General features: G+C 67.9%; 11 protein-coding genes. 5 read left to right on the top strand and 6 right to left on the bottom strand.

Annotated features, from left to right (window positions below):
- Positions 1 to 52 precede the first annotated feature (52 nt).
- Positions 53 to 559: a DUF4124 domain-containing protein gene (locus E4L96_RS12690; protein ID WP_167758681.1), complete on the bottom strand. Its 507-nt coding sequence runs from the start codon at positions 557 to 559 to the stop codon at positions 53 to 55.
- A gap of 150 nt (positions 560 to 709) precedes the next feature.
- Here E4L96_RS12690 and guaB point away from each other — a divergent pair, with 150 nt between their 5' ends.
- Entirely contained in the window at positions 710 to 2170 is a 1461-nt protein-coding gene (gene guaB, locus E4L96_RS12685; protein ID WP_135207592.1) for an IMP dehydrogenase, read from the top strand.
- Positions 2171 to 2258: 88 nt separating this feature from the next.
- Positions 2259 to 3869 (top strand): glutamine-hydrolyzing GMP synthase, encoded by a 1611-nt coding sequence (gene guaA, locus E4L96_RS12680; RefSeq protein ID WP_135207591.1) that lies wholly within the window; start codon positions 2259 to 2261, stop codon positions 3867 to 3869.
- Between the two features lie 159 nt (positions 3870 to 4028).
- Here guaA and E4L96_RS12675 read toward each other — a convergent pair whose 3' ends face one another.
- Positions 4029 to 4832, bottom strand: coding sequence for an alpha/beta fold hydrolase (locus E4L96_RS12675; RefSeq protein WP_135207590.1), 804 nt, complete (start codon positions 4830 to 4832; stop codon positions 4029 to 4031).
- Between the two features lie 77 nt (positions 4833 to 4909).
- The gene (locus E4L96_RS12670) at positions 4910 to 5512 is read right to left on the bottom strand and encodes a TetR/AcrR family transcriptional regulator (RefSeq protein ID WP_135207589.1); all 603 of its coding nucleotides are present in this window, start codon (positions 5510 to 5512) and stop codon (positions 4910 to 4912) included.
- 197 nt (positions 5513 to 5709) lie between these two features.
- Here E4L96_RS12670 and E4L96_RS12665 point away from each other — a divergent pair, with 197 nt between their 5' ends.
- Positions 5710 to 6774, top strand: a complete 1065-nt coding sequence (locus E4L96_RS12665) for a glycoside hydrolase family 43 protein (RefSeq protein WP_135207588.1) — start codon at positions 5710 to 5712, stop codon at positions 6772 to 6774.
- Between the two features lie 6 nt (positions 6775 to 6780).
- On the opposite strand, the gene E4L96_RS12660 is transcribed toward E4L96_RS12665, so the two are convergent.
- Complete coding sequence (locus tag E4L96_RS12660) at positions 6781 to 7449, bottom strand: nitroreductase family protein (RefSeq protein WP_307721641.1); 669 nt, start codon at positions 7447 to 7449, stop codon at positions 6781 to 6783.
- A gap of 163 nt (positions 7450 to 7612) precedes the next feature.
- Here E4L96_RS12660 and E4L96_RS12655 point away from each other — a divergent pair, with 163 nt between their 5' ends.
- Positions 7613 to 8404: a glutathione S-transferase family protein gene (locus E4L96_RS12655; protein ID WP_229414444.1), complete on the top strand. Its 792-nt coding sequence runs from the start codon at positions 7613 to 7615 to the stop codon at positions 8402 to 8404.
- On the opposite strand, the gene E4L96_RS12650 is transcribed toward E4L96_RS12655, so the two are convergent.
- Positions 8338 to 9990 (bottom strand): response regulator, encoded by a 1653-nt coding sequence (locus E4L96_RS12650; RefSeq protein ID WP_135207587.1) that lies wholly within the window; start codon positions 9988 to 9990, stop codon positions 8338 to 8340. The two genes, E4L96_RS12655 and E4L96_RS12650, sit on opposite strands and share 67 nt — an antisense overlap.
- A gap of 1 nt (position 9991) precedes the next feature.
- Complete coding sequence (locus tag E4L96_RS12645; RefSeq protein ID WP_135207586.1) at positions 9992 to 11428, bottom strand: ATPase domain-containing protein; 1437 nt, start codon at positions 11426 to 11428, stop codon at positions 9992 to 9994.
- 238 nt (positions 11429 to 11666) lie between these two features.
- Between E4L96_RS12645 and E4L96_RS12640 the strand changes: the two genes are divergently transcribed.
- The gene (locus E4L96_RS12640) at positions 11667 to 12071 is read left to right on the top strand and encodes a response regulator (RefSeq protein WP_135207585.1); all 405 of its coding nucleotides are present in this window, start codon (positions 11667 to 11669) and stop codon (positions 12069 to 12071) included.
- The last annotated feature ends 200 nt before the right edge of the window (positions 12072 to 12271 follow it).

The following is a 12271-nucleotide window of genomic DNA, read 5'->3' as shown; positions in this document are numbered from 1 at the left end:
GTCCGCCGCCCGCACCCGCAGCCTGTCGTCGCGCCGGGCCGCGCGGCCGTGCTCAGCGGCAGCCGTGCTCCGCGATCGCCCGGTTGGCTTCGGCGAGCCGCTTCGCGCGTTCCTCGTCGCTGAGATATTGCGGCTCACCCTTCGCGTCATATTCCTTGATGCGCCCACCTGCCTGCAGGGTGCCGCGGTTGCGCAGCGCAGCCTCGCAGGCCTGCTTCTTGATGGCCGCTTCCTGATCCTGCTTCTGCTGCGCTTCCTGCTGCTCCTTCTGCCGCTTGCGGAAGTCGGATTCGCGGTCGGCCAAAGTGGGCGGCGCCTTCGCAGGCGACAGTACACCCGGCGCCGCAACCTCCACGGCCGGGTTGCCCTGCACATCGGGCGCGGTGGTTTGTCCCAGCGGCCGCGGCGACTTCAGGATCTTGTTCAACGGCACCGTCGTCGGTGGCGGCCGGTCCGAATACTGGCGCAAGCCCTTGTCGTCGATCCAGACATATTGGGCGTGTGCGGACGCCGCCGCGAGGAGCAGGGCGGCGCACAGCAGGTGACGGAGCTGGCTCATTTTCATTTCTCTACAGTAAAACTCACGAACCCCGATTTCGCCATGCCGCCCCGCTAAAGTCAATCGCTTCCAGGCGAAAAAAATGGGACCGCCGAGACGGCCGCCATGACTTTCTGTATAATTCGCTTTTGCGCCTATAGGAAAAAAACTATGCGTCTCCTCCAGAAAGCACTCACGTTCGATGACGTGCTGCTCGTCCCGGCCTACTCCAACATCCTCCCGGCCGACACCTCCCTGCGTACCAAGCTGACCCGCAATATCTCGCTGAACATCCCGCTGCTCTCCGCTGCGATGGACACCGTCACCGAGGCGCGGCTGGCGATTGCCATGGCGCAGGAAGGCGGCATCGGCATCATCCACAAGAACTTGTCGCCGAAGGACCAGGCACGGGAAGTGGCGCGGGTGAAGCGTTTCGAGGCGGGCGTGCTGCGCGATCCGATCACGATCCCGCCGACCATGACGATCCGCGAGGTGAACGAGCTGACGCACCAGTACGGGATCTCCGGTTTCCCGGTGGTGGAGGGCAAGACCGTGGTGGGCATCATCACCAACCGCGACCTGCGCTTCGAGACCGAGCTGGATGCCGAGGTGCGCGCCAAGATGACTCCGCGCGAGAAGCTGGTCTACGTGAAGGAAGGCGCAGAGGTGGAGGAAGCCAAGCGCCTGATGAACAAGCACCGCCTGGAGCGCGTGCTGGTGGTGAACGACGCCTTCGAACTGCGTGGCCTGATCACCGTGAAGGACATCCAGAAGTCGCACGAGCACCCCAACGCGTCCAAGGATGCGCAGGGCAAGCTGCTGGTCGGCGCGGCGGTGGGCGTCTCGCCCCGCGACGAGGAGCGCGTGGAGCTGTTGGTGGCAGCAGGGGTGGACGTGCTGGTGGTGGACACCGCTCACGGCCACTCGCAGGGCATCCTGGACCGCGTCAAGTGGATCAAGACCAAGTACCCGCATGTGGACGTCATCGGCGGGAATATCGCCACCGCGGCTGCGGCCAAGGCGCTGGTCGAACATGGGGCGGATGCGGTGAAAGTCGGCATCGGCCCGGGCTCGATTTGCACCACCCGCATCGTGGCTGGCGTCGGGGTCCCGCAGATCACCGCGATCTCCAATGTGGCCGAAGCGCTCAAGGGCACCGGCGTGCCGTGCATCGCCGATGGCGGCATCCGCTATTCGGGCGACATCTCCAAGGCGCTGGCCGCGGGCGCGCACACCGTCATGATGGGCTCCATGTTCGCCGGCACCGAGGAAGCGCCGGGTGAAGTGATCCTGTACCAGGGGCGCTCGTACAAGGGCTACCGCGGCATGGGCTCCCTGGGCGCGATGGCCGACGGCTCGGCCGACCGCTACTTCCAGGACGCCGCTGCCAAGGCAGACAAGTTCGTCCCCGAAGGCATCGAAGGCCGCGTGGCCTACAAGGGCTCCGTCCTCGCCATCATCTACCAGCTGGTGGGCGGCGTGCGCCAGTCCATGGGCTACTGCGGCTGCGCCTCGATCGACGAACTGCGCGAGAAGGCGGAGTTCGTGGAGATCACCTCGGCGGGCATGCGCGAGTCGCACGTCCACGATGTGCAGATCACGAAGGAAGCACCGAACTACCGGACCGAATAAGGTCTCTCTCAACGACGCGGCGACTTGATCGCCGCGTTGTTCATCTGCCTCCAGCGATACCGATTACCTTTCACTTTCAGCGCTCTCCATGCACTCCAAGATCCTCATCCTCGATTTCGGCTCCCAGGTCACCCAGCTTATCGCGCGCCGTGTGCGCGATGCCGGCGTGTTTTCGGAGGTCTACCCGTACGACGTGTCCGATGACTTCATCCGCAGCTACGGCGCGGCGGGTGTGATCCTGTCCGGTTCTCACAGCTCCACGCTGGAAGGCGACGCCCCGCGCGCGCCTCAGGCCGTGTTCGAGCTGGGCGTGCCGGTGCTGGGCATCTGCTACGGCATGCAAACCATGGCCGCGCAGCTGGGCGGCGAGGTCGAATTGGGCAAGGTGCGCGAATTCGGCTACGCGGAAGTGCGCGCGCGCGGCCATTCGGCGCTCCTGAATGGGATCAGCGACTTCGTCACCGACGAAGGCCACGGCATGCTGCGCGTGTGGATGAGCCACGGCGACAAGGTGCTGGCGATGCCGCCGGGCTTCAAGCTGATGGGCTCCACCGAAAGCTGCCCGATCGCCGCGATGTTCGACGAGGAACGCCGCTTCTATGCGGTGCAGTTCCACCCCGAGGTGACGCATACGTCGCAGGGCAAGGCGCTGCTGGGCCGCTTCGTGCACGAGATCTGCGGGTGCAAATCGGACTGGAACATGCCGGACTATATTTCGGAAGCCATCGAGAACATCCGCCAGCAGGTGGGGTCCGATGAAGTGATCCTCGGCTTGTCCGGCGGCGTTGATTCGAGCGTGGCGGCGGCGCTGATCCACCGCGCCATCGGCGACCAGCTGACCTGCGTGTTCGTGGACCATGGCCTGTTGCGGCTCAACGAGGGCAAGATGGTGATGGACATGTTCGCGAAGAACCTCGGCGTGAAGGTGCTGCAGATCGACGCTTCGGACCAGTTCATGGGCCACCTTGCCGGCGTGACCGATCCGGAGCAGAAGCGCAAGATCATCGGCCGCGAGTTCGTCGAAGTGTTCCAGCGCGAGGCGGGCAAGCTGTCGAATGCGCGCTGGCTCGCTCAAGGGACGATCTACCCGGACGTGATCGAGTCCGCGGGCAAGGGCAAGAAGGGCCAGACCATCAAGAGCCACCACAACGTGGGCGGGCTGCCAGAGACGCTGAATCTCAAGCTGCTCGAGCCGCTGCGTGAGCTGTTCAAGGACGAAGTGCGCAAGCTGGGCGTGGCGCTCGGCCTGCCGCACGATATGGTCTACCGCCACCCCTTCCCGGGACCGGGCCTGGGCGTGCGCATCCTCGGTGAAGTGAAGAAGGAATACGCGGACCTGCTGCGCCAGGCCGACGCCATCTTCATCGAAGAGCTGCGCAACACGCCGTACGAAGGCGTGGTGGTGGAGGGGACGGACCCCGACGCCGCGCCGCGCAACTGGTACGAGGCGACCTCGCAGGCCTTTGCCGTGTTCCTGCCGGTGAAGTCGGTGGGCGTGATGGGGGATGGCCGCACCTACGACTACGTGGTCGCCCTGCGCGCCGTGCAGACGCAGGACTTCATGACCGCGCACTGGGCGCACCTGCCGCATACGCTGCTGGGCAAGGTGTCGAACCGCATCATCAACGAGGTGCGCGGTTTGAACCGGGTGGTCTACGACATCAGCGGGAAGCCGCCGGCGACGATCGAGTGGGAGTAAACGTCTCCCCACCGCATGGCTCAACGGTTCCGGCTGGCCTGCGGAGCAACGCCCTGATCTTGGGGAGCAGGCGGAAGCCGGGACCGCGCCAGAAGATGGCGCGATCCTGCCACCCGTAACTCTTTTCGGGTGGAGCGCAAGCGCCCACCTCCGCCTTGTTCAGGTGGCGAGAAAACCCCTTGCGATGTCGGCTACTGCCGTGGTGCCGAGGATGCTGTAGTGGGTCGTCCCCGGGATGATGGCCAGGCGGCTGGGGGAGCGCAGCGAGCCGTCCAGGCCGGCATCGCGCTGGCCGCCGCCGAGGGCCTTGTAGAACTCGGCGATGTGTTCCAGGCTGATCGCGTCAGCATCGGCGTAGATCAGCTGCGTGGGCGTCTTGAGGGCCGCCACCTGCGCGGACAGGTCGTAGTCGCGCCTGGTCAGCTCGCCCATCTTGCGGAACAGGTTGACCCAATCCACCTTGGGATAGGTGGCCGCGAATGGCGACTGCGCCAGCTGTGCGCCGACCTGCGCCGCGCCCGCGGCCATGTTGTCGAATGCGGCGCGCACTTCCGGAAAGAAGCCGGAGCGCTTCATCGGCGCAGAGACCAGGACCAGCCGGTCCACCACGTCCGGATGTTGGAGCGCCAGGCGCAGCGCGACGCCCGCGCCGAACGAATAACCCAGCACATCCACCTTGCCCAAGCCCAGCTGGCGCACCAGCGCGGCCACGTCGTCCGCCAGCGTTTCGGCGCGTAGCGGCCGGTCCACGTCCGGCGTGTGCCCATGCGCCTGCAGATGGGGCGCAATGATGTGCCGCCCGGCCGCCAGCGCGGCGACGTTGGGGCCAAAGCAGTCCGGAATGATCCCGCCGTGCAGCAGCACCAGCGGCTTGCCGCTGCCCTGCTGTTCGACGTGGATGGCCATGCCGTTGACGGTGACCGCGCTGCGCTGCGGAGTGCTGCTGCTTGTGCTGGTGCTCATGACGGCTCCTTGGGTGGTCGAGAGGGTGAGAAGAGTCAGCGGCGCGGTAGCCGCGCTGGCGAGAAAGCTCCTGCGTTTCATGTGTCGCCTCCGAACAGGTGGACGAGATAGCGGCGCAGGTGGCGCAGGCTCTCGGCCGCCACCTCCGGATCGTGCTGCGACTTGGCCAGCACGAAGCTGCCCTGGATGACGGCCTGGATGTGCAGGGCCAGGCTCTCGGCGGACCAGTCGGCGTGCGGTGCATGTTCGGCGCGGGCCGCGCGGATATCGGGCACCAGCGTGGCGGCGTGCGCGCGGATATGCGTCCCACTGGCCTCGGCGAGACCGGGGTGGGTGGCAAAGGTCTCCTGCGACAGCATGCCGTGCAGGCAGGTGAAGGCCGCGAGTTCGCCGGCGATCATCTGGATGCGGAAATCGATGTAGCCGATCAGGCGCGCGCGCGGCGTCGCCTCGCGGTGGAAGGCCGCGCCGGCAAACAGGGCGCCAGCCAACTCCGCGAAGCGCTGGGCGGCGGCGCGGGCCAGGGCTTCCTTGCTCTTGAAGTGGTGGAAGAAGCTCCCCTTGGAGACGCCGGCCGCCGCGCAAACGTCGTCCACGCGGGTGCCTTCATAGCCTTTCGTCCGGATCAGGTCGATGGCCGCGACGAGCAGCCTGTCTCGGGAATCTGTGTGTGGTGCCATGCTCTGTCCATACCGACTGGTTGGTATGGACGGTAGCTGCCTCGCCGGACCTTGTTAAACAATTTATGTGGAAGGGTGCGGCGATGGGCTGTTTATCGATGGCGCACTAAAAACGCGGGCCGTCGGCCCGGGTTTGGCGAGGCAGCCAGGGGCGGGTGCTAGCATTCCAGCATCTCGGCAATATCCCGGAGACTGCAATGACTCGCTGGATCCACCTCTTCATGTGGGCGTGCTGCGCGAGCGCCGCCCTGGCGGCCCGGGCGGGCAATCCGATCGTCCCCGGCTGGTATGCCGACCCGGAAATCCACATCTTCCATGGCCAGTACTGGATCTATCCCACCTATTCGGCCGATTCCGGGAAGCCGGACCGCTCCGAGCGCTATACGCCCGCGCAGCAGCACATGCGCGCGCAGTCGAAGCTGATCTGGGCGCCGTACCTCAAGCAGACCTTCCTCGATGCGTTCTCCTCGCCGGACCTGGTGCATTGGACCCGGCACCCGCATGTGCTGGACGTGGAAAACGTCGCCTGGGCCGCATACGCCGTGTGGGCGCCCTCGGCGGTGGAGCACAAGGGCAAGTACTTCCTGTTCTTCGGCGCGAATGACATCAAGAGCGATGCCCAGGTGGGCGGCATCGGCGTGGCGGTGAGCGACCGGCCGGAGGGGCCGTTCAAGGATGCGCTTGGCAAGCCCCTGATCGGGCAGATCGTCAACGGCGCCCAGCCGATCGACCAGATGGTGTTCCGGGACGAGGACGGGCAGGTCTACATGTATTACGGCGGCTGGAAGCATGCCAACGTGGTGCGGCTGGCGCCCGACCTGCTCAGCGTGGTGCCCTTCGCCGATGGCACCACCTTCAAGGAGATCACGCCGGACCCGGACTACGTGGAAGGTCCGTTCATGGCCAAGCGCAAGGGCGTGTACTACTTCATGTGGTCGGAAGGGGAGTGGACCGGGCCGGGCTACCGCGTGGCCTATGCGATGGGCGCCTCTCCGCTGGGTCCTTTCAAGCGCATCGGCACCATCCTGCAGCAGGACAGCCGGGTGGCGCGCGGCGCCGGCCACCACTCGCTCGTCAACATCCCCGGCACCGACGACTGGTACATCGCTTACCACCGCCGTCCGCTGGGTGAGACCGACGGCAACCATCGCGAATTGGCACTGGAGCGCCTGGACTTCCATGCCGACGGCACCATCGCGCCGGTGGTCATCACCCACGCGGGCGTGGCGGCGCGGCCATTGCCGGCCAGCGCTGGCCGCTGAGGTCCGTTACTGTCCGCCTGCCGGGGCGGTCGCGGGCGGGTAGCCGATGGTCTGGGACAGGATCACCTGCTGATCGTACGACAGGCCCAGCGCGCGGGCGATGGCATCGCGGTCGATCCAGCCGCGCAGGACGGTGGCCAGCCCGGCACTGGCAGCGTACAGGTAGACGTTCTGGGCGATGGCGCCGCAGGCCAGCTGGGCGAAGCCGCTGCGCTGGCTGGCCGGGACGCGGTCGAGCCGCACGTGGTGGGCCACGTAGACCAGGTCGGCGGGCGCGTCGTCCACGAAATCCTGGTAGCCAGTCACGCGCCGGATGTCCTTGCCGGCGGCCAGCGCCAGCCGGTGCAGGGCCGGGTCGTACAGGTAGGCGCCGGAGGGCAGGGCCACGTAGATGTCGATTTCCTGCGCGTTCAGCGCCGAGGGCGCGGTCCGTCCGCCATCGGGCCGGTTGACCCCGAACGCGGCCCAGAGCAGGTTGGAGAGTACGGGCAGGGGCAGCGGCCGGGCATCGAACGCGCGCTCCGAATGGCGAGCCGCCAGGGCTTCCATGAGCGGCTGGCCGCCGTGCCGGTCCGGGGCGGGCAGTTCGACGAAGCTGGCGGCATCGCCCAGCGCCGGCCGGGCGCGCAGCTGGCCCATCGCCCCGAGTGCCAGCTTGGTCAAGGTGCTCATCATGCCTCCCTTCGGTCAGTGGACGTCACCGGGCAGTCTGCGCTCGGGCCGCCGGCGCCGGCCATGATCGAGATCAAACGGGCCGCGGGTGTTCGGAAACCGGGAAAGGTGGAGTACCATATGGCCCAGCTGTCCCGACGTCCAACCTGCTGGGAGCGGAAGGATCATGATCATCGTCTACAAGTACGGTTTCCCGGCGGGCGTGGACACGCCCGACATCAGCTCCTTCGTCGTGAAGCTCGAAACCTGGCTGCGCATGTCGGGCATTCCCTACGACACCCGGACCGGCACCCGGCGCGAGATGCCGGTCGGGAAGCTGCCCGCGGCCCGCATCGACGGCCAGCTGCTGGCGGACTCATCGCTCATCATCCGGCACCTGCAGGAACACGATCCGCGCGCCCTCACGGACCAGCACCTGACGCCGCTCCAGCGCGCCCAGGCCGACGCCATCAAGGCCCTCATCGAAAAGCACCTGTATTTCATTAGTTTCTACGGCCGCTGGTGCGTCGATGCCGGGTTCGACCGCTACCGTCCCCTGCTGGCCGACTACGCCAGCCGCAGCGCGGCCGCCTGGCAACGCCCGCTGCTGCCCCTGCTGCTGCCGCTCCTGCTGCCCCGGGTCCGGCGCGGCAAGATGCGCCAGGCCTGGGAGCAAGGGACGGGCCGCTTTGCGCCGGAGCAGGTGGTGGCGATGGGCTGCGCCGCGCTGCAGTCCCTGCAAGTGCTGCTGGACGGGCAGGTCTTCCTGTTCGGCGACCAGCCCAGCACCGTGGACGCCAGCCTGTTTGGCCAGCTGCACACCTTGATGAAGCATCCCTTCCCCGGTCCGCTGCAGGACTATGCGCTGGCGCAGCCCGGCCTGGTGGCCTATCACGACCGCATCTGGCAGCGCTACTGGCGCTCGCCGGAGCCGGCGCTGCGCACGAGCGCCGCTGCCGCCGCCTTGAGGACGGACTGACGGGTGTAGGGCTTGCGCAGGAACTGGACATCCAGTCCGTCCAGCCGCCCCGGGTCGCCGATGAAACCGCTGGCCAGCACCACCGGCGTGGCCGGATGCGTGCGCGCCAGCCAGTGGGCCAGGTCGATCCCGTCCATCGTGCCGGGCATGCGGACGTCGGAAAAGACCAGGTCGATCCCGGCGAAGTCGCTCAGGATGGCTTCATCGGCGCTGCACGCCAGGCACACCCAGCACCCCAGCGAGACGAACAGGTCGTGCGCCACCTCGGCCACCGAGTCGTCGTCCTCCACGCACAGCACGCGCAGGCCGGCAAAGCGGGCTTCGGCGTCGGGCGCGGGCGGGGGCGGCGCGGCCGCTTCCATCCCCGGGCCGGTACCGCGGGGCAGGGCGAGCGTCACCGTGGTGCCGCTGCTGCCGCTGCGGATGAAGGCCGTGCCGCCGCTCTGCTGGGCGTAGCCGTACACCTGGGACAGCCCGAGCCCGGTGCCCTTGCCCGGAGCCTTGGTGGTGAAGAAGGGTTCGAAGGCCTTGGCCGCCACCTGGGCCGGCATGCCCGCGCCCTCGTCGTTCAGCTCCACCAGCACAAAGTCGCCGTGCAGCTCGGCCAGCTCCTCGGGGCCGTCCTGCGGCAGGGCCACGTTGCGCGCAGCCAGGGTTACCGCGCCGCCCTCGGGCATGGCGTCGCGCGCGTTGATCACCAGGTTCAGCAGCGCCATTTCGAGCTGCGCCAGGTCGGTCCGCACCGGCCACAGGCCGTCCGCCACCGCCAGGTGCAGGGCAATGTGCTTGCCCAGCGAGTGGCGCAGCAGCTGGGCCATCTCGGCCAGGTGTTCACCCAGCTGCACGCTGGCGATCTGCATCGGCTGGCGCCGCGCAAAGCTGAGCAGCTGCTGGGTCAGGCGGGAACCTTGTTCGACCGCGCGCGCGACCCCGTCCAGCGGGCGGCGCAGGCGACCCTGCTCCTGGTCCAGCACCCGCATCAGCTCGGTCGCGCCGGAAATCACCTGCAGCACGTTGTTGAAGTCGTGCGCCACCCCGCCGGTCAGGCGCCCCAGCGATTCCAGGCGGCGCGACTCGGCCAGCGAGGCTTCCACCTGGCGCCGTTCGCGCACCTCGGTGGCCAGGGCGCGGGTGCGCTCGTCGACCCGGCGCTCCAGCTCGGCGGCGTAGGCATTCAGCTGGCCGATCTGGTCGCGCACCTGCAGCTGCAGCAGGCGGGTGCGCTGGGCCGACAGCACCGCCAGCAGCAGCACCTCGCGCCGCAGCGGGCGCGAGATCAGGGTGACGTTACCCAGCTGGGCCAGGGCGCGGGTGGCGCTGCCGGGCAGCAGCGCGTTCTGGTCGGCCAGCGCGATCACCGGCAGGTCGGACCAGGGCGGCTGGCGGGCCAGCTGCTCGGCCAGCCGGTCGCCCAGGCATTGGGCCAGGCCCTCTTCGGTGGCGACGGCCAGCAGCGCCTGCTCATCCAGGGCGCCCTGGAATTCGGCGGCGCTGCGGCACACCAGGGTGTCCAGCTGCAGGGCTTCCATCAGAGTGCCGAGCACGTGGGCGTCCCGCCCCATGGGTGCGTAGACGACGACCCGCATGCTAGGGAACAAGCGCGGTCATGTGCTCCGAGGGCGGGGAGCTGGTACGTCCCGTCACCTCGAAGCCGGCGTCGGTCAGGACAAAATGGCGGATGTCGCGCGCGTGCTGGCCGTGCCGCTTCTTGAGCACGCAGATGGCCTTCTCGATCACCCCGTCGCGCTCCTGGAAGCGCAGTGAGATCACGTTGTCGGTGATGATCGACAGCGCGTCCGGCTCGCGGGTGGTGTCTAGCGCCGCCGAGTGGGCGCCGATGATGATCACCGTGACGCCCATGTTGGCCAGGTAGGAGAACAGTTCGTTCATCTGCAGCAGCAGGGTGCGTTCCTCCTTGATCAGGTCGAGGTAGGAATTGATGCTGTCGATGATCACCAGGCCGACCTGGTCGTCTTCCACGCGGCGCCGCACCCGCCAGACGAAGGCGCCGGCCGAGATGCGCGAGGGATTGATGCGCGCTACCAGCAGGCCGTGGGGCTCGCTGGTCCCGTGCTCCACGCCGAAGCGCTCGATCATGCGCGAGCGCAGGGTCATCTCGGCTTCGTCCAGCGCGAAGTAGGCGGCCTTGCCGCCGCGTTCCACCGCCGCCAGTGCATACTGCAGCGCGACCGTGGTCTTGCCCGAGCCGGCCGGGCCGATGATCATGGTCGAGGTGCCGGACAGCAGCCCGCCGCCCATCAGCTCGTCCAGCCCGGCCACGCCGCTGGTCAGTTCGGTCACCTCGTAGGGCCGGTGATGCTCCTCGGCGATCAGGCTGGGGAACACCAGCACCTCGCTGCGCAGGATGGCGAAGTCGTGCCAGCCGCTCTGGTAGTCGGCGCCGCGCAGCTTGACCACCTTCAAAACCCGCCGCGCCGAGCCGTAGGAACGGTCGCGCTGCTCCAGGGTGATGGCCCCGTGCACGGCGCTTTGCAGCTCGAATTCATGGTTGACGGCCGTCAGGTCGTCCAGCAGCAGCACGGTGGCCCCGGCCGCAGTCAGGCGGTCGCGCAGGGCGATGATCTGGCGCCGGTAATGCGAGCTGTCGTGGGCCAGCAGGCGGATCTCGGCCATGGAGTCGATCACCACCCGCTCGGCACCGACCCGTTCGACCTCGCCGGCGATGGCGTCGATCAGCCGGGACAGCTCGGCATTGCTGGGCAGCAGGATGGTTTGCTCGCCGTAGTCGCCTGCGCCGAGCAGGTCGGGCGCGAACATCTCGATCCCGTCCAGCGGCCAGCCGTGGCTGTCCGCGGTGGCGCGCAACTCCTCGACGGTCTCGGACAGGGTCACATACAGGCAGCGGCGGTGCTCGGCCGCACTGGCCACCAGGAAGCGCATGCCGATGGTGGTCTTGCCGGTGCCGGGGCGGCCTTCGAGCAGGTGGATGCGGCCTTCCAGCAGGCCGCCGCGCAGGACCGCGTCGAGTTCAGGAATGCCGGTGAGAATACGCTGGGGCGCCATGCGATACAACCTTTCAGGTAAGCGGAAGGGAGCCACTCTTTGTATTGATTCTAAAGTGCTGCTTTGTCTTGGAAAGGGGGAGCGCAATCGTGTGCGCCATGAAATGCTGCTGGGCGTGCGGCTGCGCACATAACACGGCCGGCCACTGTGCCGACAGTGACAGCGGTGTCGTAAAGATACCGACAAACGATCACTACAGAGTCCGGTAACCTCGCGGGTTTGTAGCCGAGGGCCCCCAATGACCAACCGATGCCGCGTGCTTGTCGTGGACGATAACCGGGACGCCGCCGAGATGATCGGCAGCGTGCTGGAGGCGTTCGGCCACGAGACCCTGGCGGTCAACGGCGGGCTGGCGGGCGTGGCGGCGGTGGCCGCGTTTGCGCCGCACGTGGTGTTCCTTGACCTCGGTATGCCCGACCTCAGCGGCTACGACGTGGCGCGCCACGTGCGGGCGATGGTGCTGCCGGTGCCGCCGCTGCTGGTGGCGCTGACCGGCTGGAGCGACGAGGACACCGTGCGGCGCGTCGCCGCCGCCGGGATCGACGGCCATCTGTGCAAACCGGCAACAGTGGCCGAGCTGATGGCGTGGATCAACCGTGTTCCGCGGCCGGCCACAGCGACATCGCGGTCCCTGCCGGCATGACAGGGCTGTCGCAAACGTCCCACTGGGCCAGACTCAGCGCGCCTGAGGACACTGCGCGCGTGGCCCTGCATGTCTTCCGTATGGCATGACCGATCCGAGCCCGTCCCCGGAGGCGGCGCGCCGCCGCCGGCTGCGGCCGGTTGCGTGCGGCCCCGCCACACCCCAGGGCGCGGTGGACCTGCGCCTGTTCGACGCCGCGC

Origin of the sequence: Zemynaea arenosa, from assembly GCF_004614185.1 — a bacterium.
GTDB lineage: Bacteria > Pseudomonadota > Gammaproteobacteria > Burkholderiales > Burkholderiaceae_D > Telluria > Telluria arenosa.
This window is presented reverse-complemented; position numbering and strand designations above follow the sequence as displayed.